Source organism: Cupriavidus sp. 96C5-1 (assembly GCF_057798855.1).
In genome coordinates this window covers 106,427-130,417 of sequence record NZ_JBYOJU010000011.1, presented here as the reverse complement: position 1 = coordinate 130,417, position 23,991 = coordinate 106,427, and the positions used below count along the sequence as shown (strand labels likewise).

Sequence of the window (23,991 nt, the reverse complement as noted above, 5' to 3'; positions counted from 1 at the left end):
TTTCCCTTTAAGGACGAATCCGCAATGCCCCGCTCCATTCCCACCCTGTGCGGCTCGATCATGGGCGAGCCTTTCACCTTCAATGTACGCATCCACAACGCGGCCTATCGCGCGCTCGGGGTCGACTACACCTTCGTTTGCTTCGGCGTGCAGGACGTGCCGGGCGCCGTGCAGGCGATCCGCTCGCTGGGCGTGCGCGGCATGAACGTATCGATGCCGCACAAGGAGGCCGTGATCGCGCATCTGGACCGGCTCGACGACAGCGCGCGCGCCATCGGCGCGGTCAATACCATCAACAATGTCGACGGGGTGCTCACCGGCTACAACACCGACTGCACCGGCGCCGTGCGCGCGTTCGAGGAGGCGACCGCGCTTGGCGGCAAGCGTGTCGCGCTGCTCGGCGCGGGCGGCGCCGCGCGGGCCATGGCCTACGGCCTGCGCGAGGCCGGCGCGGAAGTGACGCTGTTCAACCGCACCGCGGCACGCGGACAGGCCCTGGCGGATTCACTGGGCCTGCGCTTTGGCGGCGCCCTTCCCGACTTCCGTGCGTCCGGCTTCGATATCCTTGCCAACGCCACGGCCGCCGGCTTCCGCGCGCCCGACATCAATCCGGTGGCGGGACAACTGGCATCGCATCTGCTTGTCATGGATGCGGCCTTCATCCCGGTCAGGAGCAAACTGATCCGCGACGCTGCCGCACTGGGTTGCGGCACCATCGACGGCACCCGCATGATGCTGCACCAGGCGTGCGCGCAGGTCGAGTTCTACACCGGTTGCGCACGGGCGCCGATCGAAGCAATGGAAGCAGCGCTGCTCGAGGAGATCGCACGCCAGTCATAGCCATGCTCCACTCCGGCGAACCTTTGCGCCCGGCGCCAGGCCTTCGTCAGCCGTGCGCCCGTCCTTCGAGAACGCGTTGCACCAGAGACTGCAGCCCGGCCTGGTATGCCTCCGGATCCATCTCCGGGCTCTGCCTGGCAATCAGGTATCCCACGCCGATCCGCTTCTGGACGCGCGTCGATATCTGGTAGAACTCCCCGTTCTCGCGCAATTGCGCAATCTGGCCCCAGGCGAGCGAAATGGCCTTGCGCCCGGGTGGCTCCAGGGTCAATCCCGCCGACGCGATATGGATCCTGTGACACCCTTCCAGCGCAGCCAGGCGACGCCGGTTCGAGCGATCCAGGGAGTGCTCCAGTTTGCTCGCGAGACGGTGAAGCAGCATCGTGCGCCACTTGAACGGGCGCTCAAGCAGGGCATCGACCATGCGCCGGGCGTAACGCCGCCAAAGCAAGAAGTAAACGACGGAGACGATGGCCAGGGCAATGCCCGCTTCAATGCTGAACCGCCGCGCGGGAAGATAGAGAACCAGGCCGCTACCGAGCAATGGCAATACGAGCAACAGCAACGGCAGCCAGCGCCGCTGGCATCGCTCGATCCATGCCTCCGCCCGCTCCCGCCTTCGGTCAAAACGGGCCTGGCGGGCCTGGCGGCTCGCTTTGGCCCGTTCGGCAAAATCGTCCAACTGGCTTGCCGTGATCGTAAATCGAAGTTCCATGCCTATGCGCCGCCATGGCGGCCCTGTACCTCACACCGCCGGCTTGCCCACGGAAATCGAGCGGATGCTGCGCTCGATGCGGATCAGCACGATCAACAGCACCAGCAGGATGAACGCGGAGAACAGCGCACCGATCAGGTAGATCGACTGCGCGGCCTCGACCTGCTTGCTGCTGGCTTCGCCCTCGGCCACCGCCTTTTCGCCCGAGATCCGCTCCTTCTCCGCAAGATAGGCTTTGCGGTAGTCCCCGAAGGCCTTGTTCAGCGTCTCATAGAACGTTTCGCTGTTCTTGACATGCTTTACCACATCGGCTCGCGCGAAAACCTGGTCGATGTATGCGGTCTGGGTTGCCACGAATTTCTCGCCCAGGTCTTCCTCGCCCAACGCCGCCTCGACGAAATTGTGCACTTCGGTCTTGTCAACCTCGAAGGTCGGGCCGGCCAGCGCCTTGCCATGCTTCTTGATCACGGCAAGCAGGCTGTCTGCCAGCTTCGCGTGCTCGGCCGCGTGGACGTCACTCTTGCCATCGCCCTCGGCTTCCTTCTCCTCCGGCTCGCTGCCGAGATGGAAGGAGGCCGCGCTGATGGCGATGTCTTCCGAAACCGCCTTGGGCTTGGCGTTGTAGTTCATCAGGGCTCGCGCGCCGAAAATAGCAGCGCAGACAAGCACGAGCGTGGCCATCGCCAGCACCAGGACCCGCAACAACTGCAGATAACCGCCTTCAACCTTATTGAGAACGCTCATTACCTAATTCCTTTCTTTATTTTCTTTATTGCTTGGTGTTGCTTGCCTATTGCCAAGCGTTAAGTGCCGATTAGCCGACCGGAAGCACTCGGGCGCACATGATACATGTGGCGCGCCATCAAATGTCAAATTTGAATCAATGCGCTCCTTGATATCGTTTTTGCCATTTAATTGATTTTCACCTGGAATCCGGGCCGTTGATAGAGGGGCCACTCCGGACTAGACTCCCGGGACGCCCTCGTCGCGCCCTGCCAGGACCATCACCGGTACGGGAGGAGATCGGCTGGCGAAGGCTTGGACGGCCAGCCGCCCAAGACCATAAATCCGCTCGCGCTGACGGCTCAGGCCCCGTCCAGCGCGACGCCAAATGGAGACAGGAATTCCTCATGCATATCAACGACATCCTGGCGCAACCCGTCGGCAACCTCGCTGACTGTGTCCGTGCCCATGCCGCCGAGCGGCCGCACCACCTTGCCGTGGTCGACGACCAGCGCTCGGTCGGCTATGCCGAATTCGACCAACTGGCCGACCGCGTGGCGGCCTCCCTGCAGCGCGACGGCCTGCGGCCCGGCGACGCGCTGGCCGTCTGCGCCGCCGCCTCCATCGAGTATGCCGCGGTCTTTATCGGTGGCCTGCGGGCCGGCGTCGCCATCGTCCCGCTCGCCCCGTCATCCACCCCGGCAAGCCTGGCCGGCATGGTGGATGATGCGGAGGCCAGGCTGCTTTTCATTGGCCCGGACGTCTTGCGTGAGATTGCGGCGGTCAGGGACGGCATCGGAGCCCGCTTGGTCGGCCTGGCCGGTGCGCCCACCGGCCTGTCGTTCGAAGCATGGCTGGCGCCCGCGGGAAGCCGGCCGGAGGTGCGCCCAGTGGACGCGGAACAGGTGTTCAACATCATCTACTCGTCCGGCACCACGGGGACGCCCAAGGGCATCGTGCACGGCCACGCCCTGCGCTGGAACCAGATCCGGCGGGTCCACGAAATGGGCGGCTACGGGCCCGAGGCCGTCACGCTGATTTCCACGCCGCTCTATTCGAACACCACGCTGGTCAGCTTCATTCCCACGCTGGCGCTGGGCGGCACCGCGGTGCTGATGCCGAAGTTCGATGCGCAACGCTATCTGGAACTGGCGGAACGTTACCGCGTCAACCACAGCATGCTGGTGCCGGTGCAATACCAGCGCCTGATGGCACGCGCCGATTTTGGCAACTACGACCTGTCGGCGTTCAGGATGAAGTTCTCCACCAGCGCGCCCATGAGCGCGGCACTGAAGGCCGACGTGCTCAAGCGCTGGCCAGGCGGCCTGGTGGAGTACTACGGCATGACCGAGGGCGGCGGCAGTTGCGCTCTCGCCGCCCACGAGTTTCCGGCCAAGCTCCATACCGTCGGCCGGCCAATGGAGGGGCACGATATCCGCCTGATCGACGACCACGGCCACGAGGTGCCCATCGGCGAGATTGGCGAGGTGGTCGGGCATTCCGGCGCCATCATGGCCGGCTATCACAAGCAACCGGAAAAGACCGCCGCCGCGGAATGGCGCGACGCCAGCGGAAAGCGCTTCATCCGGACCGGCGATGTCGGCCGTTTCGACGAGGATGGATTCCTGACGCTGCTGGACCGCAAGAAGGACATGATCATCAGCGGCGGCTTCAACATCTATCCGAGCGATCTGGAGAGCATCCTCCGGCAGCATCCCGATGTGGCCGACTGCGCGGTGGTGGGCGTGCCGTCGCAGCGCTGGGGCGAAACGCCGGTGGCCTTCGTGGTTCGCCGCGAAGGAGCGCCTGCATCCGCCGGGGCTTTGATGGACTGGACCAATGAGCGGGTCGGCAAGACGCAGCGGCTCGCCGCCGTGGAACTGGCCGAGGAACTGCCCCGCAGCGCGATCGGCAAGGTGCTGAAGCGGGAACTGCGGGATGGTTTCCGGCCGGGCAGGCCGCTGGACTGACACGCCCGGCACCGCCGCACCGCCCGCCGGCCATGCCGCGATGCCGGCGGGCTGGCTCGCTAGCCCGCCGGCCTTGGCCTGTTCAGGGCGCCACCGGGCTGTACTCGATGCGCACGCGCGTCAGCGGATCATTGCGCTGCGGCGACACCTCGACGATGCCCTCGCCCTTGCCGCGCTTGAACCACAATACGCCACCGGCTTCGCCGCCATCGTTCCAGCGCACCTGCCGATCGCTTTGCGCCAGCTTGCGATAGTACGCCGCCACCCGGGCAACGGAATGGGGGGTCAGGAATACCGCCTGACCGCGTTGATTGGTGTCATCGCGAGCGCGGCGCGAGTAAGGGTACAAGGGCACCTTCCCTGGCATTCCGGCCGGCACCGCGGGCGGCGCGGCGCGCTCGGCGCTGCCGGGATCGACCGTGCGGAACTCGACCTGCACGGGCCGCGGCGCGCCAGCGTCTGCCTCCGGGTCCGGGTCGCGCCGGCCCCAGGCAACCAGCGGCTCGGCCGATGCCTGCCCGACACCCGCGCGCAGGAACACGGTCAGCCTGCGCTGTTCGTGAGGCAGGCACTTCTTGCCGCACTGCAGATGGGCCAGGGCCACTGCCTGCAGATTGCCCTGCGCATCGGCCAGCAGCGCGGTCCGCTCCTCGCCGGTGGACAGCGTGCGCATCGAGGCCAGCAGAACCCTGCCATCGGGCAATTGCACCACCTGGTTGCTCCTGCGCTGGCCGAGCCCGTCCCAGGCCTGGCTTGCGACCAGGTCGTCTTCCCAGAAATAGGTGCCGGTCTCCAGGCCGAAGAAGGCCAGCACTGCCTCGGTGAGCGCAGGATCGCGGTTCAGCAATTCATCGCGGTAATCGAGAGTTTCAAAGGCAATATGCGGCGCGGGCTGGCCAATCTCCCCGACGCCGGCGGCACCCGCCGTCAATGCCAGGCACAGGCTTGCGCCCAGCGCCAGCTTCAGCAGCGGGCGACGCGATTTTAATGACATGTTTTCCCCAGGTGGCGGCAACGGCGATGCCAACATGGCACAGCCCATTGCGCAATCGACATTGGCCAGTGATAAACCTGGCCAAAAGTGCGGCATAATACACCACCCCGATATCCATGCAAACGCTGCCACGCTGGCGGCAGCTGTCGGCACCCACCCGTTCAATTGGCGGCAAGTACCGACACATTGGCGCTGGTGATGCGCAATGGATCGAGCCCCGCTGCGCTGGCCCTGTCCGGCGTACCAGTCAGGCCTTGAAGCGTTTCCGCCAGCGACTGCAGCAGCGAGCTTCCCGCGGAAGACGGCTCGTCCAGCCCCAGCAGCACTTCGAACGACGCGCCGGCCTGGCCCGCCGCATGCAGCCGGACATCGAGTTCAGCCAGCACGGCATACACGGCATCGGCCATCTGCAGCACGAATCCCCGTTCCAGCCCGAGCTGCCGGTATGGCGCCCGGATCCACGACTCCACCAGGGTGACGAAAACCACGCCGGTCTCGTCCGCATTGATCTCGAATGCGCAATACCCGACCGGATCCAGTTCCCGCGCCAGAATCAAGCGGTAGAAAAGGACCTGGCCGCAGACGTCGTCGCTGTCCATGTCCATCTCGAATGCCTGGCCGGGTTCCCAGTCGTCGCTGTCGAGGACTTCGCCGCGTACCGCTTCGTCGCCGCCAGGCTGTGCCTCGAGTTGAACGCGCAGCGCCGCCAGCACCTCGTCGCGCCCGGGCGCTTCCGGCGGCTCGGTGTAGATGGCAAATCGCCCGGCCTCGCCCGCCTGCGCAAAGGCAGGGCCCATCAAGGGCCCCGGTTGCAGGGGCAGCGGTGCCTGCAGGGCATGGCGGAGGGTATCGGTATTGGTCGGCGCGGTCATGGGCTTGATGGTGAGTGAACGATTGCCGGCGAGCGAGCCGGCCGAAAAAGGTAGCGCGAGTTTGCCATAGGCCCGGCAGCGTATCCACGATTATCCGGCGTTGTCCATTTTGCGACGAATCTTGTAGTTTCCAAGCGAGATGCATTCAGCGCCGTTGTCTACGATCCTCTTTCCGACAAGAAGGAGGATCCTGACATGTTGTTATACGCCCCCAACCCGCGCGCCCGTCGACCGGGAGGTGCCGCATGAACAAGAAACGACTCGGCCTGCTGACGGGCACGCATGCGGTCAATGACCTTTACCAGGGACTGGTACCTGCCCTGTTGCCGTTCATGGTGCTGGAGCGCGGCTATAGCTACGCCGCCGTCAGCGGCCTGATGCTGGCCGCCACGGGCCTGTCCAGCGTGGTCCAGCCGCTGTTCGGCGCCTATGCCGACCGCGCGCATCGTGGCTGGCTGGTGCCGACGGGCTTCCTGGTCGCCGCGTTCGGGGTGGTGCTGGCCGGCATGGCCGCCACCTACCAGGCGACGTGGCTGGCCATTGCGCTCAGCGGGCTGGGCATCGCCGCCTACCATCCGCCAGCCACCGTAGCGGCACGCGCCGCCGGCGGCGCCTCGCAAAAGGCGATGAGCGTGTTCTCGGTGGGCGGCACCATCGGCGCCTCGTTCGCCCCCCTGCTGGCGGCGCTCGCCGTGGGCGGCGGTGCACTGTCGCGCAGTTACCTGCTGGGCATCCCCGCCCTGCTGATGGCCTTGCTGTGGCTGGTGGCTGCGGCGCGGCCCGCGGGCGCGCCGGGCGCCGCTGCGGCCAGGCGGGCGCGCCCGGCGCTGGCAAACAACAACTGGCGTGCTTTCAGCCTGCTGGTGGCCGTCATCGTTGGCTGGTCCATCCCCTATGTCACGGTGCTGTCGATGCTGTCGCTGCATGTGACGCGCGATCTTGGCGGCAGCGCCTTCCTGGGCGGCGCGGTACTGACCGCCTTCACCGCGGCAGGCGCCGCGGGCACCCTGCTGGGCGGCTGGCTCGGCGACCGGCTGGGCCGCATGACCGCGATCCGGACCGGCTATGTGCTGATGCTGCCCATGCTCGGCGGGCTGGTGCTGGCGCCGACCGCACCGCTGGCGCTGGTATTCACCGTGTTGCTCGGCATGGCGATGTTCCTGCCGTTCTCGGCACAGGTCACGCTGTCGCAAGACTACCTGCCGCGCAATCCGGCCATGGCCAGTGGCATTACCTTGGGCCTGGCCCTGTCCGTGGGTGGCCTGGCGTCACCGCTGTTCGGCATGCTGTCCGATGCGCGCGGGCTCGGCTTCACGCTGGCGACAGTGCTGGGGGTGCTGTGCGTGGCAGCCTTGCTGGCCCTGCGCCTGCGTGACCGGCCCGCGCAGATCGATGAGCAGGCGCTGGCCGCCGCCTAGCCATCCTGCTTGCCCGCCGCATCCGCCATCGGCAAGCGGGATAAACTTCCCCGCTCGATAGAAAGACCGCATTGCCGGGAATGCCAGCGCCATGAAGACCCTGTCCGATTCCGCCCTCCAGCAATCGCTGGCAACGCCCAGACCGATCGTCGTCGTGGCCACCGACCAGCCGGATGGCTCGGATCTGGCCGAGCACTGGCACCGGCATGGGCAATTGATCCACGCCATTTCCGGCGTCATGATCGTGCGCACCGCGCGCGGCGACTGGGTGGTGCCGATCGGCCGCGCGGTCTGGGTGCCCCCGCTGATGAAGCACAGCATCGGCACGGTTGGCGACGTGCGGATGCGCACGGTCTTCGTGGCCGAGGACGCCCGCCCGGGCCTGCCGCCGGATTGCCGCGCCATCGAGGTCAGCCTGCTGCTGCGCGAACTGATCCTGCACGCTGTGCGCATTCCTCCCGCCTACGCGCTGGAGGGACGCGACCAGCGCGTCATGGAACTGATCCTCGACGAGATCCAGTCGGCGCCCGTGCTCTCGCTGCATCTGCCGATGCCGCAGCACACCCGTACCGCCCGGCTTTGCACCCGGCTGATCCAGAATCCGGCGGCCCCGGCAACCCTGGAAGGCTGGGCCGGCGAACTGCACATGAACAGCCGCACCTTCGCCCGCCTGTTCAAGCGCGAAACCGGCATGACCTTCGGCGCCTGGTGCCGCCACACGCGGCTGCTGCTCAGCCTGCCGAGACTGGCGCAGGGCGACCCCATCCTGGAGGTAGCGCTGGACCACGGCTATGACAGCCCCAGCGCCTTCGCGGCCGTGTTCCGCAAGACCTTCGGCGTCAGCCCGAGCGCCTACTTCCGGCAAACCTGAAGCCGCAAGGCAATGCACGGCTGCGGCGCAACAGCTTGCTGTGCCACAATCCAGCCGGCAAAGGCCGAGCCCCTCGATTCATCGGCCAAACCCACTCCTGTCCCCCAATCCTGTCCCCCCAAAAAGAGGAAAGCAGCATGCCGACCCGCCGTCATTTCCTGAAGACCATGCCGGTGGCCATGGCCGCAAGCCTTGCGGCCATGGCGACGCCAGCCGGCGCCGCCGAGCTCGACGAGAAGGATCCGCAGGCCGTCAAGCTGGGCTACAAGGCGGATACGCGCAAGGTGGACCAGGCCAGGTATCCCGGGCATGCCCCCAGCCAGACCTGCGCCAACTGCCAGCTATTCCAGGAAGGCAGCAGCCCTGCCACGGGCGGCTGCGTGCTGTTTGGCGACAAGCAGGTGGCGGCCGCGGGGTGGTGCAGCGCGTGGGAGCAGGGTTGAACACGGCGCACCGCCGCACACCGCCGACTGGCTGCCGGCACCGGCCGGGTGTCTGGCCCATGGCGGTGACCAGCAGCCCGGCGTTGCAGCGATGAATTGCAGCATTGGCCTGTGCAGGTGGCTGCCAATAGCCGCCAGCATGCAAAAAAAACCGGACACATGACGTGTCCGGTAACCCATTTGCTGACTCAGGCCGTGTCACAAACCCGAGTTATGAATGATAAGCATTATCATTTGATGGGTCAAGGACGAATCCCCTGCCCTTGTGCTCAGGCCACGGCCACGCGCCGCGCCAGCCCAGCGCGATGCCACCCGAGCTTGAGCATGGTCGCGCCCGCGATCACTGCCGGAATACCGACGAGCAGGAACAGCGCCGGCATGGTCAGGCCCATCGACAGCATGGTGCCGCCGCCGACCGATCCCACCACCGAGCCCATGCGGCCCACGCCGTTGGCCCAGCTCACGCCGGTGGCGCGGCAGTTGGTGGGATAGTAGGCCGCGGACAGCGCATTGGCGCCGACCTGCGAGCCTGAGATGCAGAAGCCCGCGGCAAATACCGCCACCCCCGCCAGCCACGGCGCCGCCGTCAGGCTGCCGATCGCGGCGATGAAAACGCCCGCCAGCGCGTAGGTCGCTGCCAGGACATAGTGCGGATTCGCGCGGTCCATCAGCCAGCCCAGCACAATGGCGCCGACGGTGCCGCCCACCTGGAACATCATGGTGACCAGCGCGGCAGTCTTCAGCGACACGCCGGTGGCGCGCAGCAGCGTGGGCAGCCAGCTCGACAGCAGGTAGATCACCAGCAGGCTCATGAAGAAGGTGAGCCAGAGCAGCAAGGTGCCCCGCACCAGCTCGGGCCGGAACAGGTGGGCCACAGGCGAACCGGGCATGCGCTTGTCCGTGACCACGATGCTGCCGGGCGCGATGGACTCTCCCGGCGCAATCCGTTGCAGCGTGGCCGCCACCCGCTCCGGCTGCTTGCCGCTCATCACCAGGTAGCGGACCGATTCAGGCAGCCGCCACAACATGAATGGCAGCAGCAACAGCGGCAGCACCCCGCCCATCAGCAGCACCGAGCGCCAGCCATACTCCTCGATCAGGCTTGCCGAGGCCAGGCCGCCCAGCGCCGAGCCGATGGTGAATCCGCAGAACATGGTGGTCACCAGGAAGGAGCGGCGCTTGGCCGGGCAATACTCGGAGGTCAGCGTGATCGCGTTGGGCATGGCGCCGCCAAGCCCGAGGCCGGTCAGGAAGCGCAGCGCCACCAGTCCCCAGAGCGAGCCGGCGAACGCGGAGGCCAGGCTGGCGATGCCGAAAAAGAGCACGCAGAAGATCAGCACGCTCTTGCGGCCAAACCTGTCGGCCAGGGGGCCGAACAGGAACGCCCCCGCCATCAGGCCGGTCAGCCCGGCACCGAACAGCGGCGCCAGGTGTGCCGGCGTGAGCTGCCATTCGGCCCGGATCGCCGGCGCGATAAAGCCGATGGCGGCGGTATCGAAGCCGTCGATGGCGACGATCAGGAAACACAGCGCGACGATCAGTACCTGGAACCCCGACAAGGGATGGCGATCGATGAACTCGGTGATACCGATGGATGGTTGGGTGGGCACAGCTGTCTCCTTCATTGTCTTTCGAGGCGGCCGATCCGGGATCGGGCCGCTTTGATGGGCTTTGTCGCCGGGGCGCTGCCTGCCCCTATCGCGCGCCTCCCAGGCAATCCTCGGCACGCCAGCCGTGCAGCCACTGCAGCGCGTCGTAGAACTGCTCCTGCGTGCGGCCAACCCACAGCGAATTGCGCACCAGCCGCTCCACGCCCCTGGCGTGGTAGAGGCGCCCCATTTCGCGCGCGGAGTACAGTACGCGCGCGGTGCGCGGGATGCGGACCTTTTCATAGAGCGCGAAGGCGGCAGTGAAATCGCCATCCGTCGCCTGCACCGCGGCGCCCAGCGTCACGGCGTCTTCCAGCGCCTGGCAGGCGCCCTGGGCAAGATACTGCGTCATGGGATGCGCCGCGTCGCCCAGGATGGTGGCGCGTCCGAAGCTCCAACGCTCGACCGGATCGCGGTCCGCGGTGGCCCAGCGGCGCCAGGAACTCGGGCGGTCCAGCATCTGGTGGGGACGGGGATGGATGCCCTGGAAGTACGAGAGCACTTCCTCCTTGCTGCCGTCGCGCACGCCCCAGACTTCCTGCTCGCGGCTGTGGAAGGTCACCACCAGGTTGTACTGCTCGCCGCCGCGCAGCGGGTAGTGCACCAGATGGCAGTTCGGGCCGGCCCACACCACCGGCGCGTTGATCTGCAGGTCGGCTGGCATATCCGCCACATCGACCACCGCGCGGTACACCACGTGGCCGGTCACGCGCGGCTCGTCGCCAAGCAAGGCCTGCCGGATTGCCGACTTCACCCCGTCGCAGCCAACCACGGCATCGGCCCGGTGGCGCTCGCCGTGCTGGTCGATCACGACGACCCCGGATTCATCCTGCTCCAGCGCGCGCACCTGGGTCGCGGTGCGGAACTGGATCAACGGATGCACCTGCACGGCTTCCAGGATGGACAGATGGATATCGACCCGATGGATCACCGCGTAGGGATTGCCGAAGCGCTTGCGGTAGGGCTCGCCGACGTCCACCTTGGCCACCTCGGTGGCGTCGATGGCGTCCATCATCATCAGGTAGTCGGTAAAGACCGAACGCTTGCGCGCGGCTTCGCCCACGCCCAGCGCGTCCAGCGCGGCAAAGGCGTTGGCGCCGAGTTGGATGCCCGCGCCGATCTCGCCGATCTTCTCGGCCTGTTCGAGCAATTCGACGCGGATGCCCTGGCGGGCCAGCGCCAGCGCGGCGGCCAGTCCGCCGATACCGCCGCCGACGACGATGACCTTGCGGTCCGTGCTGCGGATGTCATTCATGATGGTCTCCTTGGGTGCGCGCCCGGCACGCAACGCCCGGGCACACCCCGGTTAGCGCGCCGTGTAGTCCGGCTGCCGCTGAGGTTCTGCCTGCTGGAAGGCGGGGTGCCCGCTGGCATGGCGGTAAACCGCCATGGCCCGCACGAAGCGCGAGGTGTCGCAGCCCATGCGCTGCGCATTGGCAATCTGCGGTACCAGGCAACAGTCCGCCAGCGAGGGCTGCTCGCCGAAGCACCACGGTCCGCGCCCGTGCTGCGCCAGCAGGCGTTCCACCGCATCCAGCCCTTCCTCGACCCAGTGCCGGTACCAGGCGTCCTTTTGCTCCGGCGAAACGCCCAGCGTGTCCTGCAGGTAGCGCAGGATGCGCAGGTTGTTGACCGGGTGGATGTCGCAGGCAATGACATAGGCCAGCTCCAGCACCCTGGCGCGCAATTCCGCTTCTTGCGGGATCAGGCGCGGCTCGGGGTGATGCGCATCCAGGTAATCGATGATCGCCAGCGACTGGCCCAGGTGGAAGTCGCCGTCCACCAGCGCCGGTACCACGGCCGACGGGTTGATGGCGGCCACGTAGTCCGAGGCGCGATGCTCGCCGGTGCGGATATTGACCGGGCGGTAGTCGTACGGCAGGCCCTTGAGGGCCAGCGCGATGCGCACGCGGTACGACGTCGAGCTATTGAAAAAACTATAGATCTGCACGGTGCAGCCCTCGCAAAAATGATCAGGCCACGCGCACCGACAGTTCGCCCAGCCGCTCCACGCCCACGGCCATCAGGTCGCCGGGCTTGACGGCACCGACGCCTTCGGGCGTGCCGGTGTAGATCAGGTCGCCCGGCTCCAGGCGGAAGAACTTCGACAGGTCGGCCACGGTCTCGGCCACCGACCAGATCAGGTGGGTCACATCGCTGCGCTGCCTGTCGCTGCCATTGACGGTCAGCCAGATCGCACCCTGCTCGAAATGCCCCACGTCGCTGGCGGGATGGAGCGGGCCAATGGGCGCCGAGGCGTCGAAGGCCTTGCCGATTTCCCAGGGGCGGCCCATCTCGCGCATCTTCATCTGCAGGTCGCGGCGGGTCATGTCCAGGCCCACGGCATAGCCCCACACGTGGTCCAGCGCCTGTTCCAGCGGGATGTCCGAACCGCCCTTGCCGATGGCGACCACCAGTTCGGCTTCGTAGTGGTAGTTGGCGGTCTGCGCCGGGTATTGCAGCGTCAGGGTCTCGCCATAGGCCACCGGGATCACGGCGTCCGCCGGCTTGCAGAAGAAGAACGGCGGCTCGCGGTCCGGATCGAAACCCATTTCGCGGGCATGCGCGGCATAGTTGCGGCCCACGCAATAGACGCGACGAACAGGGAATAGCTCATTGCTGCCAACGACCGGAATGGCCACGGTGGCGGGAGGCGTGACGACGAAAGACATGGAAGACCTCGGTATGGGAATCAGGAAAACAGGGAAGATGGATGGAGCCGGGGAAGGCGGTCACCGGCATGCCGCCGTGCCCGCGGGAAACGGAGTCAGGTGCGCTCTTCGCGCAGCAGGTTGAGCGCCGACAGCACAGGACGATCGGAATAGCTGAACAGTACGGTGTCTTCGACCGAGGCCAGCTGCACCGGCTGCCATGACGGCACCACGAAGGTGTCGCGCGGCTCGAACTGGAACTGCGCCTCGCCGATCCGTACCGTGCCGCGCCCTTCCACCACGGAATAGACGGTGGCGTCGGTGCTGCGATAGGTCTTGCCCTGGAAACCGGCAGGCAGGTACTGCATGAAGGTAGCCATGGTCGGCATCGGCCAGCCGCCGGTGGCCGGATTCACATAGCGCAGCTTCACGCCATCCCAGGCGTCCAGTTCGCCGTTGCGGTAAAGCTGGTCGAGTGCTTCCCGGCTACGTTCGTAGGGATAGCTGAAGATCGGCGAAGTGGGATCGGTGACGCGGTGGCGCACCGGCATCATGTTGTGGCCGAAGCGGGCGAAGCTGTCGCCTTCGGGACGCAGCACCGGCTGCGAGGCTTCCGGGTAGTTCTCGGCAAACCCTGCGTCCAGGTGCACCAGCAGCGGGATGTCCAGGCCATCGAGCCAGACCACCGGCTCGCCGCCATCGGCCAGCGACGGGTTGCCGTGGTCATGCCAGGTCCACGACGGCGTGATGATGAAATCGCCCGGATGCATGGTGGTGCGCTCGCCATTGACGGCAGTCCAGGCGCCACGGCCTTCCACGATGAAGCGCAGCGCGGATTGCGTATGGCGGTGGCTGGGTGCGATCTCGCCAGGCAGGATCAGCTGCAGGCCGGCATACAGGGTGGAGGTGATGCTCGACTTGCCAGGCAGGCCGGGATTCTCCAGCACCAGCACGCGGCGCACCGCTTCCGCCGCGCTGATGACCTCGCCAGCCTGCATCACCAGCGGGCGTACCTCGGCGTACTTCCAGATCGCCGGCTGCGCCTGGGGGCGTGGCTGGGGCGGCACCAGCGCGTGCAGCGATTCCCATAGCGGGGCCATGTGATTGCGGCCGATGCGGTTGTAATAGGCTGAACGGTCCGCGCGCTTTGCTGCGTCTGACATGCTGGTCTCCGGTCTTTGGTCTGGTCTGGCCGGGGCAGCGATCTGGCTGTCCCGCGTCGATGAAAGAGTTATACGCCCGGAGATATACCTTGTAAAATAATCAATTCCTCTTATCCATATAGATATGGATATAGCTCAAAGGGATTACCCTGATGGATTGGACCCAGCGCCTCCGGCTGCGCAACCTGCAGATGCTGCTTAGCCTCGCGCAGACCGGAAACATGAGCCAGACGGCGGCGGCGCTCAGCACCACCCAGCCCGCGCTCTCGAAGTGGCTGAAGGAGCTCGAAGACGACGTCGGCCTGCCGCTGTTCGAGCGGCACGCCCGCGGCCTGCGGCCAACGCCTTACGGCGAGTCGATGATCGCGCATGCCAGGCGCATTGAAGCGCACCTGGATACCGCCCGCGACGATATGCAGGCCATGCGCGAAGGCGGCAGCGGCCTGGTGGTGATCGGCACCTCGGGGGCTTCCGCGGCCGATACCGTCCCGCTGGCAGTCACCTCGCTGCTGCAGCGGCTGCCCAAAGCCCAGGTCAGGCTGGTGGAGAGCACGATGAACCTGCTGATGGCGCAACTGGCCCGGGGCGAGGTCGATATCGTGGTGGGACGCTCGGCGCCGGAACTGCAGGACGGGCAGATGCGCGCGGAGGCACTCTATATGGAGCCGATCCACTTCGTGACGCGCCCGCGCCATCCGCTGTTCGAGCTGGCGGAGCCTGGCTGGAACGACCTGCAAGCCTACCGGTGGATCGTCTGGCCGCGCGGCACGCCGATCCGCAATACGCTGGAGTCGGCGCTGAACGCCGCCGGCAGGAGCATGCCGGGCGATTGCGTGGAGTCGAACTCGGTCATCCTCAACCTGACCCTGCTCAACCACAGCAACATGATCGGCGTGGCCTCGCACCGGACCGCGCGCCGCCTGGAGCAACTCGGGGCGCTGCGCATCCTGCCGCTGCGCCTGGCGGGTTTCGGCTCGGTCTCCATGTACTGGCGCGACGATGGTTTCGGCCGCACCGCCGTCAGCGCCGCGCTCGACGCCTTGCGGCGCGCGGGCACCCGGTCGGTCGAGGAAGGCGCCGGCGGCGCGGGGGAACAGGGGTAAACGGGTGCGGCCCCGCTACGCGCAAGCCGTCAATTGCCATTCTCCCGCGCTCCACTCCAGCCTGTGGCTCACGCGCAGCGCATCGAGAAAACGCTGGTCGTGCGAAGCGACCAGGATTGCCCCCGGATAGGTATCCAGGGCCTGCTCGAGCGCGCTTGCCGAGTCGATATCGAGGTGGTTGGTCGGCTCGTCCAGCAATAGCAGCTGGGCAGGCGTTCCGCCCCACAACGCGCACGCAAGGGCGGCTTTCAGGCGCTCTCCGCCGCTCAACGCCGCCGAGGGTTGCCGCACCAGCCCGGCGCCCAGGCCGAGCAAGGCCAGATGGCTGCGCAGCACGCCCTCGGGCAAGGGGCTGTCCAGCTCACGCAAGCGCTCCAGCACGGACTGGCCAGGCCGCAGCATCGATGCCGCGTGCTGGTCCAGCCGCGCGCAGGGAACACATGCCGCGCCGGTACCGGAAACGGGCTCGCCGATACCGGCCAGCATATTCAGCAGCGTGGTTTTCCCGCTGCCGTTGGGACCGGTCACGGCAACCCGCACGGGCCCCGACAAGGTCAGGCTGAGCGGCCTGGCCCCCGCCGGGAATGGCGCTACCGCGTCTTCCAGATGCACCACGCGCTTGCCCGTGGCGACCACCGCGCCCGGCAGCATCAGGGCCACCGGCGTGCCTGACCCGGCACGCTCTGCCGCCTGCTTCACCGCGTCGTCCAGCGCAGCGCGGGTTTCCTGCTGGCGCCGCTGCTCCCGGCCGGAATAGGCTTGCGCGCCGTCCTTCAGCCGGCCCAGGTAGATGGCGGGCAGGTTGGCCGTCGTCCCCGCCCGGTCGTTATGCGCGCTGCGGCGTTGATGCGCATCGTGCTGGCGCCGCAAATCCCGCAGGGCCGCGCTTCTGCTGGCCCTGGCATGGTCGAGCGCGGCTTGCGCGGCGGCGGCCTCGGCCTCGCGTTGCGCCTGGTACAGCGAGTAGTTGCCGCCATAGTGCCGCAAGCCGTCCGGCGTCAGCTCCACGATGTGCGCCATGTCGTCCAGCAGTTCCCTGTCGTGGCTCACCAGCACCAGCCCGCCGCGCCATTGCCGCAGCCGCTCGCGCAGCCATTGCCTTGCGTCACGGTCGAGGTGATTGCTGGGCTCGTCCAGCACCAGCCCGTCCGCGCCCGAAAGGAAGGCGCCGATCAGCGCCACGCGTGTGAGCTCGCCGCCGCTGAGACTGGCGGCGGGCCGCTGCGGCTCCAGGTGCCCGAGGCCGGCCGCCGCCAGCGCCATATGCAGCGTCTCGCCAAGATCCCATCTCCCTTCCAGCAGGTCGAAGTCCGATGCCAGCGCCTCGCCGCGTTCGAGCCGCGCGAGTGCATCGAAGGCGGGGGCCAGGCCGGCCACTTCCGCCAGCGTGGCGTGCTCCGCCGGCGCTGCATCCTGGGGAACATAAGCGACAGTGCCGCTCCTGACCACCCGCCCGGCGTCCGGCGTGAGCAGCCCCACCAGCAGCTTTGCCAACAGGCTCTTGCCGGCACCATTGCGGCCGACCAGGCCAATGCGTTGCGCGTGGAAGGTGCCGCTCAGGTCGTCCAGTACCACGCGCCCGTCAGGCAACGCCACGGTGACATGACGCAGCGACAGCGAGAACGCCGCAGGCGGATGGAGACGCGAAGCCGAAGATGAGGGCAATGACAATGGCGCCACGTCCGAGGCTGCGCCGGCATCGCTGGAAGAAACAGAAGAAGGGGACGCGGAGAATACCGCGAACGGAATCGATTCGAAGTCAGCCATGCAAGCTCCCGACAAGACAGATTGCGCGCCCGGAACCCGGGGGCTCGACCAGCGCGAACAGTGTTGAAGCGGGCTTACAGGATCATTTTGCGTTGACTCCGGTGGATATGGATGGTGTGACTGATCTGCCTCTCGAGAGTTCCGCGGGGAGTTCTGGCTTTGGCCTGGCCAGGCGATGCGGCCGGCACAGGGTATGAGCACTATACACCACTAAATTTCCGTTTAAGGAAACCATGGTGTATATACGCGCCGTGATAGTCATAGTTTCCGCAATCGGAAACAACGTTGACCACCTGTACTTGCCGGACTATAGTTTCTTTATCAAAAAACAATGCTCAACCACTGCCTGGCACGGAAATTGTTTCCGCAAAAGGAAACAATAACGTACAGAACCTGGGTATCCGGGAATTCACATCACATGGCTCGTCAGCTTCCCCCCTCGATACCGTCAGTGCAGCCGCGCATCTCCACCCTTGCCGAACTGGGGGCGCTCGTTCGCAACCGCCGCCTTGAGCAAGCGCTTCGCATTGACGACGCGGCGAGCTTTTGCGGCGTGTCGGCGAGTCTTCTATCGAGACTGGAGAATGGCCGCCCCGTGCAGACCGACAAGCTCTTGCTCGTCCTCGCGGGATTGGGCCTGGGCATGGTCCTTGGGCCCAAGGCCGCCCTGATGGATATCGACCTGCCGTTTTTTCCCCTTGAGCGTGCCTGATGGCCACGCATCCCCTCTCCGTCTACGACGGGCCGGATCTGGTGGGGACGGTCCACTACGATGCGCTGGAGGACAGCTTCTCGTTTGCCTATGACGAGGCCTGGCGCGCTGCCGCCCGCGGCTACCCGCTGTCGCCCGCGATCCCGTTCGACCAGCCGGCGGGCTCGGCAAGCATCAGGCGCTTCATCGAAAACCTGCTTCCCGAGGGCCGGGCACTGGACATCGCCTCGGTCTATGGGCAAGTCTCGAAGAACAACGTCTACGGCCTGATCCGCCAGCTCGGCGGCGAGACCGCGGGCGCGCTGAGCTTTCATGCCGATGCCCCGCCGCAGCCCGTGGCGCCACGGCTGCGCGAGATCTCCGCCGACGAGCTGAACCAGCGCATACGCGAACGGGAACAGGTTCCCTTCTCTGTCTGGGACGGCCGGGTGCGCTTGTCCATCGCCGGCCACCAGGACAAGTTGGCCGTGTTCATGGATGGGGATCGCATGTACCTGGCCGACGGGGCAGCCGTGGCATCGACCCACATCGTCAAACCCGAATCCGCCCACGATTCGGCCTCCTGCATGGTAGCCAACGAGCATTTCTGCATGACGCTGGCAGGCCGCCTTGGCTTGCCGGTCGCGCCGGTGTCGATTCGCCGCATTCCCAGCCCGATCCTGCTGGTCACGCGGTTCGACCGCCTGAAGGAAAACGGCGGAGTCAGGCGTTTGCATATCGTCGACGCCTGCCAGGCGCTGGATCTTCCGGTGAGCTACAAGTACGAGCGGAATTTCGGCGCCACCAAGGACGTTGCGGCCATCCGCGACGGCATCAGCTTCGAACGCCTTTTTTCACTGCGGGACAAGACGGTCGACCGGGCCGTTGCCCAGCGCATCATGCTGCAATGGGCCACCTTCCAGTTCCTGATCGGCAACAGTGACGCGCACGGCAAGAACTTCTCGTTCTTCTGCACGCGGGCGGGCCTGACGCCCGCCCCTTTCTACGATCTGGTCTCGGTAGTCCAGTACGACCGGTTCATACATGAGCTTGCGATGGCGATTGGCGATGAATTCGACATGGCCAGGGTCACGCCTTTTGCCTTCGCGGACTTCATGTCGCGCATCGGTATCCGCCGGCCGACGGCCATGCGGATCATGACAAGCCTGGCGCGTACGGCGGCCATGCAAGCCGCAAGACAGGCAGCAGATCCCTTGTACATCGAGGAAGAACGCGATATGGCGCATGCGATCGCCGCGTTGGTCCAGCGCCAGGCCGCCATCCTCGTGGACATGGCGCCGGATATCCTGGCGGTGGACGGATCGCTGCTGTAAGAGAGTGCGGCCCGGATGGCCGCCGGCAGGGCCCGCGGCGATGGCCGGCCGGCATTAACGCGCTCGCTGCGCGCCCTGCCCGCTCGCCAGATGCCGTCCCGCATCGGGCGCAAGCCGCACATAGCCGATCAGCGACACCAGCGTCACCGCGCCCGCGAACAGGAAGGCCCAGCGAAAATCGCCGAGCGTGAAATGCAGCGTTTCGCTTGCCTCGCCGCGTATCGACGCCGCCATCCGCAGCGACAGCGAGCCGAATGCAATGCCGAGGCCGATCGTCATCTGCTGGGCGGCGTTCCACAATGTGTTGGCGCTGCTCATCTGCGCTTGCGGGATATCGGCGTAAGCCAGCGTTGCCAGGGTCGAGAACTGCATCGAGCGCGTCACGCCGTAGACGAACACCACGAACAGCACGACGGCGAGCGGCGTCTGCGGCGTAAGGAGTCCGCACGCCGTGATGAACACGCTGGCAAAGACGACATCGACGATCGCGGTGGCACGAAAGCCGTAATGCTGCAACACACGGGTCGTGAGCGCCTTCATGCCGAGATTGCCCAGCGCGCTGGCCAGCAGCAACAGTCCCGAGCGGAACGCGGAGAGCCCGAAGCCGACCTGGAACAGCAGCGGCATCAGGTACGGCACCGCGCCAATGCCGATGCGGGTGACCGATCCGGTGATCACCGTGACAGAAAACGTCGGCACGCGCAGCGTCGTGAAATCCAGCAGCGGATGCGCCCGCCCCGCCGCGTGCCGCACGGCGATCACGCCCAGCACGATGCCCGCGGCCACGAAGCCTGCGGCCGTGGCGAGGCTGGAGCCTTGCTGGCTTGCCAGTTCCGTACCGTACAGCACGAGGGTGAGCGTCGCCCCGCTCAGCAGGAAGCCGACGATATCGAGCGGCCGGCGCTCGCTCGCGCGCTCGTTGCGGATCATCGTCATGGTGGCGATCAGCGCCGCGATGCCAAACGGTACGTTCAGCAGGAAGATCCAGCGCCACGAGGCATAGGTGGTAATGAAGCCGCCAATCGGCGGCCCGACCACGGGCGCGACGATGGCAGGCCAGGTGATGGTGGAAATGGCCTTGATCAGCTGGCGCTTGTCCGTATTGCGCACCACGATCAGCCGCCCGACCGGCACCATCATCGCGCCGCCGATCCCTTGCAATACCCGCGCCGCGGTGAACTCGACGAGGCCGTTCGACGCGCCGCACAGTACTGAGGCCACCGTGAATACGACGATCGCGCCGCCGAACACCGTCCTCGACCCGAAGCGATCGGCAATCCAGCCGCTGATCGGGATGAACACGGCGAGCGCCAGCATGTAGGCCGTCATGCCCAGGCTCAGGTCATTCGGCCCGACCCCGAACGAATGCGCCATCTGCGGCAAGGCAGTGGCGAGCACGGTGGTGTCCAGGTACTCCATGAAGAAGGTGGCGGCGACGAGATAAGGCAGGAATCTCATCGAAGAAGAGGGGTTTTGCGATGGGTCCATGGGGCGGATTGTGTGGCGCTGCCGCAATGCGGACGCACGGGGCAACGCCTATGCCGCCCGCGCGCGAGCCGGGTCCGCGGCTGGCGGCCGCGGCAAGCGCACCGGGTCGACATGGGTCATCACGTTCAGCACGTCCTGCACCTCCAGCGCGCGCAGGCGGGCTTCCACCGCGATACGGTGCCCCTCTTCCACTGTGATCGCGCCGTCGATCTCCAGGTGCACGTCCGCCAGGATGGCATCGCCCATCTTGCGCGTCTTCAGGTCATGCAGTCCCGCCACGCCCGGCGTCGCAAGGATGGCCAGCCGGATCGCCTCGACGCTCCGCTCGTCCACTGCGCGATCCATCAGGTCATGCAAGGCGTCCCAGGAAAAACTCCAGCCCATCTTGGTCACCATCAGGCCGACCACAAGCGCCGCTACCGGATCGAGCATGTGATAGCCAAGCAGATTGCCGCCAATCCCCACCGCAACCACTAGCGAGGAGGCCGCATCGGACCTGGCGTGCCATGCATTGGCGACCAGCATGCTGGAGCGCACGCGCTCGGCTACGGCAAGCATGTAGCGGAACAGCAGTTCCTTGGCCACCAGCGCGCCCAATGCCACCCAAAGCGCCACGGACTTGACCGGCTGGATCAGCTCCGGATGCTCCAGCTTTTGCACGGCCGACCACAGCATGCCGGCCCCGACCGCCAGCAGCAGCACGCCGATCGCAAGCGCGGCGGCGGTCTCGAAACGCTGGTGACCATAGTGGTGATCGGCATCCGCGCCCTTGCGGCTATGGTGGCTGGCGAACAGCACCACGAAATCCGAGACCAGGTCGGAAAGCGAATGAATCGCATCCGCGATCAAGGCCTGGGAGCCGGCCACCACGCCGGCCAGCAACTGCATGCCGGTCAGCAGGATGTTCACCGCCACGCTCACCCAGGTGCTGCGACTTGCGGCCTGGGCCCGTGCCAGCGGATCCACCCCGGCCTCGTCGCTCACAACATCGACTTGCATCGACCTCTCTCCATCATTTCGTTCATTCGTTGTCTGGTCGCGGTGCGCTGGCTCGCCGATCCGCTGGTTCGCGAATCGGTTACCGCGCGGCGCGAACAAGCGCGTCCGCGCCGCAGGCGTGATTGTGCGCGGTAAACCTTCGGCGCGCACGCGTCCTTGCGCACCGGTTCCGGAAATGCCGGGACGAAAACCGGTTGACGGGTCTTGAATGGCAAGGCCGGAGCGACGGTGCCGGCGCTTGCGGCCCGCATCGCTTCGCTGTTCAGGATGGCAGCCCCTGCCCGATCCATGGATGGGAAGCCGGGGCAAGGCGGTCGGTTGCGCTACGCGAATCTAACTGACATGCATTTGCATATCGAATCCGCGCACGGGCCCTGCCAGGTAGCAGGGACCGCCGGCCGCCTAGTGCGACATCAGCACCGGCATGTCGGCATGTCGCATCAGGGTACGCGTGGTTCCCCCGGTCACCAGCTCGCGCAGGCGCGCGTGGCCGTAGCCGCCGGCCACCAGCAGGTCGACCTGCAAATGCCGCGCCGCCTCCAGCAGGAGCTGGCCCACCCGGTGGCTTCCCTGCACGGCATGCATCGCGACCGCGACGCCTTGCCGCTCCAGCTGGTCGCGCAAACCGGCGTGGGCACCGTGCACGTCGGGCGCGCTGTGCGTGACCGTGCGGTCATGCGTACTGGACGCGGCCACCACGGTGACACGGCTGGCCTGCCGCAGCAGAGGCATGGCATCTGCCACGGCCCGGGCGGCTTCCCGCCCGCCGTCCCATGCGATGGCCACATGCTGGCAAACCAGGCGGCGCACACCTTGCGGCACCAGCAGCACCGGTCGGCCGGCATTGAGCAGGACGTACTCGGCGGTTTGCGCCACCAGCACCGGCATGCCATCGGTGCCGGCTGGCCTGGCCAACACGACGAGATCGGCCATGCGCCCCTGCTGCGCCAGCGCCCACCCTGCGTCGTCCTCGATGATCCGGTGCGTAAAGCCCACGCCGGGTGCCGCCTCGTGCATGGCGCGCTGGAAGGCGGCGGCGGCCTCGGCGCCCTGCGCCAGCAGTTGGCGCCTTGCCAGCTCGGCGTAGCGCCCGGCCTCGTCGCCCGCGCCCCGGAATGGCTCCAGGCGCATGCCGGTGGCCGTCAGGCCAATCACATGTCCCGCGGCGCGCTGCGCCAGGTCCGCCGCAAAGGCCACGCGATCCGCGCAGCCAGGGTCGGATCCGAGTTCGACAAGCAGGGTCTTGAAATCCATGATGTTTGTTCCTCCGTGCCGGTAATGTTAGCTGGAGCCATTGCCATGGCGGTGCCGGTGCCGGTGCTGTTCAACCATTCCGGATGGACTCTACTCCCTGGCCAGGGCAGTGCAAGCGGGCAATGCGCAGCCGTTGCGGCAGATCAAGCCTCCCCGGCCCGGCACCGCCGGCACGTGGCTCAGGGGTGCGGCGGGGGTTCGATCTGGCTGGGCATTGGCGCCAGGGCGCGGATCAGCATGATGCTCATGTCGCTGAACGCCTGCGTGCAACTGCCCAACGTGCCACGCCACGCGGCGTCGGCCAGCGTAAGGTTCTCCCAGACTTCGACCGGATGCCCGGGGGACACGCCCTGGGCAAGCAGCCAGGCGGCGATGTCCTTGGGCATGAAATCCCAGGGCCGAGGAATCGCAATGGCGTTGCGCTGGTCCGCCAATACGTGCACGAGATGACGCTTGAACGGTTCGAGGTCGCCGCGGCGGTGAAACGTCAGGAATGTGGTTTCGTCGAAACAGACCTTGCCCCGCGCGGCCAGCACCTGGGCGGAAGAAATGCCGGGCACCGTATCCACCGGATGGCCGCATGCCCGCTCGACCCGCTCCAGGTATTGAAAGCCGCTGAAATGCATGTCGCCCATGAACAGCACGACGCAGCGCCGGCCGGCATGATGCTCGGCGGCGACCCGGTCGAGCCGGGCCACCTGGTCCTGATAGCCCATGGTCACGACCCGCGCGCCCTGCGGCAGCAGCGGCCGCACTACCTCGATCACCGCATCGAAGCCGGCCACGATATCGGCGCCGCGGATCAGTTCCGCCACGCCATGCGTCAGGAAGTCCAGGTGCCCGGGGCCTACGCCGGCGCAGATGATCATGAAATCTCCCGTATCGACAAGAACGGGCGCGCATCGCGCCCCGTCCGGACAGGGCGCAATTATGCCAAGCCGCGCGCGGATTTGCGCGCGCTCATGCTCCGTCATGGCGATCCGGGGGTATCGGCAGGCGGGCCGCACCCCGGAGCGATTCCAAAAAAACTTCAGGATATGGCTACG

The 23,991-nt window shown here is 66.6% G+C and carries 22 protein-coding genes; 8 read left to right on the top strand and 14 right to left on the bottom strand.

From position 1 onward, the window contains the following. Window positions 1-24 precede the first annotated feature (24 nt). Entirely contained in the window at window positions 25-840 is an 816-nt protein-coding gene (locus tag AC3FOF_RS15020) for a shikimate dehydrogenase family protein (protein ID WP_488727036.1), read from the top strand. 46 nt (window positions 841-886) lie between these two features. Here AC3FOF_RS15020 and AC3FOF_RS15015 read toward each other — a convergent pair whose 3' ends face one another. Beyond that, a complete protein-coding gene (locus AC3FOF_RS15015; RefSeq protein WP_488727035.1) occupies window positions 887-1,555 on the bottom strand; it encodes a hypothetical protein in 669 nt (222 codons plus the stop codon). Between the two features lie 30 nt (window positions 1,556-1,585). Continuing rightward, window positions 1,586-2,299 carry a hypothetical protein gene (locus AC3FOF_RS15010; protein ID WP_017223944.1) on the bottom strand — a complete coding sequence of 238 codons (714 nt, stop codon included), beginning with the start codon at window positions 2,297-2,299 and terminating at the stop codon, window positions 1,586-1,588. Window positions 2,300-2,685: 386 nt separating this feature from the next. Here AC3FOF_RS15010 and AC3FOF_RS15005 point away from each other — a divergent pair, with 386 nt between their 5' ends. Continuing rightward, window positions 2,686-4,248, top strand: coding sequence for a class I adenylate-forming enzyme family protein (locus AC3FOF_RS15005; protein ID WP_488727034.1), 1,563 nt, complete (start codon window positions 2,686-2,688; stop codon window positions 4,246-4,248). A gap of 82 nt (window positions 4,249-4,330) precedes the next feature. Here AC3FOF_RS15005 and AC3FOF_RS15000 read toward each other — a convergent pair whose 3' ends face one another. After that, entirely contained in the window at window positions 4,331-5,242 is a 912-nt protein-coding gene (locus tag AC3FOF_RS15000; protein ID WP_488727033.1) for a hypothetical protein, read from the bottom strand. A 161-nt stretch (window positions 5,243-5,403) separates the two neighbouring features. After that, on the bottom strand, window positions 5,404-6,114 hold the full coding sequence (locus AC3FOF_RS14995) for a hypothetical protein (RefSeq protein WP_017226266.1): 711 nt from the start codon (window positions 6,112-6,114) through the stop codon (window positions 5,404-5,406). A 245-nt stretch (window positions 6,115-6,359) separates the two neighbouring features. Between AC3FOF_RS14995 and AC3FOF_RS14990 the strand changes: the two genes are divergently transcribed. The 3 genes from AC3FOF_RS14990 (at window position 6,360) to AC3FOF_RS14980 (ending at window position 8,846) form a co-directional block, all read left to right on the top strand. After that, complete coding sequence (locus AC3FOF_RS14990; RefSeq protein ID WP_276264520.1) at window positions 6,360-7,532, top strand: MFS transporter; 1,173 nt, start codon at window positions 6,360-6,362, stop codon at window positions 7,530-7,532. Window positions 7,533-7,623: 91 nt separating this feature from the next. Next, window positions 7,624-8,403 (top strand): AraC family transcriptional regulator, encoded by a 780-nt coding sequence (locus tag AC3FOF_RS14985; RefSeq protein ID WP_488727032.1) that lies wholly within the window; start codon window positions 7,624-7,626, stop codon window positions 8,401-8,403. 137 nt (window positions 8,404-8,540) lie between these two features. Further along, window positions 8,541-8,846, top strand: coding sequence for a high-potential iron-sulfur protein (locus AC3FOF_RS14980; RefSeq protein ID WP_017224792.1), 306 nt, complete (start codon window positions 8,541-8,543; stop codon window positions 8,844-8,846). 269 nt (window positions 8,847-9,115) lie between these two features. Here AC3FOF_RS14980 and AC3FOF_RS14975 read toward each other — a convergent pair whose 3' ends face one another. The 5 genes from AC3FOF_RS14975 to gtdA all read right to left on the bottom strand — a co-directional run bounded on the left by AC3FOF_RS14975 (window position 9,116) and on the right by gtdA (window position 14,309). Then, window positions 9,116-10,456 carry an MFS transporter gene (locus AC3FOF_RS14975; protein WP_488727031.1) on the bottom strand — a complete coding sequence of 447 codons (1,341 nt, stop codon included), beginning with the start codon at window positions 10,454-10,456 and terminating at the stop codon, window positions 9,116-9,118. 85 nt (window positions 10,457-10,541) lie between these two features. Further along, window positions 10,542-11,750: a 3-hydroxybenzoate 6-monooxygenase gene (locus AC3FOF_RS14970; RefSeq protein WP_017224790.1), complete on the bottom strand. Its 1,209-nt coding sequence runs from the start codon at window positions 11,748-11,750 to the stop codon at window positions 10,542-10,544. A gap of 51 nt (window positions 11,751-11,801) precedes the next feature. Continuing rightward, window positions 11,802-12,446 carry a maleylacetoacetate isomerase gene (gene maiA, locus AC3FOF_RS14965; RefSeq protein ID WP_017224789.1) on the bottom strand — a complete coding sequence of 215 codons (645 nt, stop codon included), beginning with the start codon at window positions 12,444-12,446 and terminating at the stop codon, window positions 11,802-11,804. A 22-nt stretch (window positions 12,447-12,468) separates the two neighbouring features. Further along, complete coding sequence (locus AC3FOF_RS14960) at window positions 12,469-13,167, bottom strand: fumarylacetoacetate hydrolase family protein (protein WP_488727030.1); 699 nt, start codon at window positions 13,165-13,167, stop codon at window positions 12,469-12,471. Between the two features lie 95 nt (window positions 13,168-13,262). Further along, on the bottom strand, window positions 13,263-14,309 hold the full coding sequence (gene gtdA / locus AC3FOF_RS14955; RefSeq protein ID WP_017224787.1) for a gentisate 1,2-dioxygenase: 1,047 nt from the start codon (window positions 14,307-14,309) through the stop codon (window positions 13,263-13,265). Window positions 14,310-14,461: 152 nt separating this feature from the next. Here gtdA and AC3FOF_RS14950 point away from each other — a divergent pair, with 152 nt between their 5' ends. After that, on the top strand, window positions 14,462-15,412 hold the full coding sequence (locus AC3FOF_RS14950; protein ID WP_488727029.1) for a LysR substrate-binding domain-containing protein: 951 nt from the start codon (window positions 14,462-14,464) through the stop codon (window positions 15,410-15,412). 15 nt (window positions 15,413-15,427) lie between these two features. On the opposite strand, the gene AC3FOF_RS14945 is transcribed toward AC3FOF_RS14950, so the two are convergent. Further along, window positions 15,428-17,179, bottom strand: coding sequence for an ABC-F family ATP-binding cassette domain-containing protein (locus tag AC3FOF_RS14945; RefSeq protein WP_488727028.1), 1,752 nt, complete (start codon window positions 17,177-17,179; stop codon window positions 15,428-15,430). A gap of 451 nt (window positions 17,180-17,630) precedes the next feature. Here AC3FOF_RS14945 and AC3FOF_RS14940 point away from each other — a divergent pair, with 451 nt between their 5' ends. Both AC3FOF_RS14940 and AC3FOF_RS14935 read left to right on the top strand, forming a co-directional pair. Continuing rightward, entirely contained in the window at window positions 17,631-17,891 is a 261-nt protein-coding gene (locus tag AC3FOF_RS14940; RefSeq protein ID WP_346430251.1) for a helix-turn-helix domain-containing protein, read from the top strand. After that, window positions 17,891-19,204 (top strand): HipA domain-containing protein, encoded by a 1,314-nt coding sequence (locus AC3FOF_RS14935; RefSeq protein WP_488727027.1) that lies wholly within the window; start codon window positions 17,891-17,893, stop codon window positions 19,202-19,204. The genes AC3FOF_RS14940 and AC3FOF_RS14935 overlap by 1 nt, the downstream gene beginning before the upstream one ends. Window positions 19,205-19,258: 54 nt before the next feature. Here the strand turns inward: AC3FOF_RS14935 and AC3FOF_RS14930 are convergent, their stop codons facing one another. From AC3FOF_RS14930 to AC3FOF_RS14915, 4 genes are all read right to left on the bottom strand, one after another. Beyond that, window positions 19,259-20,662: a DHA2 family efflux MFS transporter permease subunit gene (locus AC3FOF_RS14930; protein WP_488727026.1), complete on the bottom strand. Its 1,404-nt coding sequence runs from the start codon at window positions 20,660-20,662 to the stop codon at window positions 19,259-19,261. A gap of 78 nt (window positions 20,663-20,740) precedes the next feature. Beyond that, a complete protein-coding gene (locus tag AC3FOF_RS14925; RefSeq protein ID WP_488727025.1) occupies window positions 20,741-21,691 on the bottom strand; it encodes a cation diffusion facilitator family transporter in 951 nt (316 codons plus the stop codon). 402 nt (window positions 21,692-22,093) lie between these two features. Beyond that, complete coding sequence (locus AC3FOF_RS14920; protein ID WP_276264530.1) at window positions 22,094-22,945, bottom strand: universal stress protein; 852 nt, start codon at window positions 22,943-22,945, stop codon at window positions 22,094-22,096. Window positions 22,946-23,124: 179 nt separating this feature from the next. Then, complete coding sequence (locus AC3FOF_RS14915) at window positions 23,125-23,919, bottom strand: cobalt-precorrin-7 (C(5))-methyltransferase (protein WP_488727024.1); 795 nt, start codon at window positions 23,917-23,919, stop codon at window positions 23,125-23,127. Window positions 23,920-23,991: the final 72 nt, after the last annotated feature.